The organism is Paraburkholderia caffeinitolerans (assembly GCF_902859945.1).
GTDB classification, from domain to species: Bacteria; Pseudomonadota; Gammaproteobacteria; order Burkholderiales; family Burkholderiaceae; genus Paraburkholderia; species Paraburkholderia caffeinitolerans.
On the sequence record NZ_CADIKL010000105.1, the window covers coordinates 1 to 1346 of the forward strand.

1 protein-coding gene is annotated in these 1346 nt (G+C 67.9%); it reads right to left on the minus strand.

Annotated features, from left to right (window positions below; genetic code table 11):
• The coding region (gene ilvA / locus HV773_RS36440) for a threonine ammonia-lyase, biosynthetic (RefSeq protein WP_175198545.1) at positions 1-1346 on the minus strand (1346 nt) is incomplete at both ends.

Sequence of the window (1346 nt, forward strand, 5' to 3'; positions counted from 1 at the left end):
TCCGCGTCCTCGGACGCCGGCACCTGGATGCCCACGAGAATCGAGCTGTAATCCGCGCCCTGGTTGCGGTAGTGGAACAGGCTGATGTTCCAGTTCGGCGCCATCGACGAGAGAAAGCGCATCAGCGCGCCCGGACGCTCCGGGAACTCGAAGCGGAACAGCCGCTCGTCGTGCGCGAGCGGCGAGCGACCGCCCACCATGTAGCGGATATGCTGCTTCGAGAGTTCGTCGCTGGTGAGGTCGACGCACGGGAAACCATGATCGACGAAGGTCTGCGCGATCTGCTGCGACTCGCCGCGATTGCGGATCTGCACGCCCACGAAAATGTGCGCGCGCTCGGCATCGTCGATGCGGTAGTTGAATTCGGTCACGCTGCGCGTGCCCACGAGTTCGCAGAAGCGCTTGAAGCTGCCGCGCTCCTCGGGGATCGTCACCGCGAACACCGCTTCGCGCGCCTCGCCCACCTCCGCACGCTCGGCCACGAAGCGCATGCGGTCGAAGTTCATGTTCGCGCCCGAGGTCACCGCCACCAGCGTCTGGCCGGTGATGCCCTCGCGCTCCGCGTACTGCTTCGCGCCCGCCACGGCCAGCGCGCCCGCCGGCTCCAGCACGCTGCGCGTGTCCTGGAAGACGTCCTTGATGGCCGCGCACAGCGCGTCGGTGTCCACCGTGAGCACCTCGTCCAGATACTGCTGGCACAGCCGGAAGGTTTCCTCGCCCACGAGCTTGACCGCCGTGCCGTCCGAGAACAGGCCGACTTCGCTCAACTCCACGCGCCTGCCGGCCTTCACCGACTGCGCCATCGCGCACGAATCGTCGGTCTGCACGCCGATCACGCGGATCTCGGGGCGCACCGCCTTCACGTAGGCCGCCATGCCCGCCGCGAGTCCGCCGCCGCCGATCGGCACGAAGATCGCGTGAATCGGGGCCTGATGTTTGCTGAGCACTTCCATCGCCACGGTGCCCTGGCCGGCGATCACGTGCGGATCGTCGAACGGATGCACGAAGGTCAGGCCGCGTTCTTCCTGCAGGCGCACGGCGTGCGCGTAGGCGTCGCTATAGGATTCGCCGGCCTGCACGACCTCGACGGTGGCGCCGCCGTGGGCGCGCACTGCGTCGACCTTGACCTGAGGGGTGGTGACCGGCACGCAGATCACGGCCTTCACGCCGAGCCGGGCGGCGGAAAGCGCCACGCCCTGGGCGTGATTGCCGGCCGAGGCGGTGATCACACCGCGTTCGAGTTGCGCGGGCGTGAGGTGCGCCATCTTGTTGTAGGCACCGCGCAGCTTGAAGGAGAACACGGGCTGGTTGTCCTCGCGCTTGAGCAGGACGGTGTTGCGCAGGCG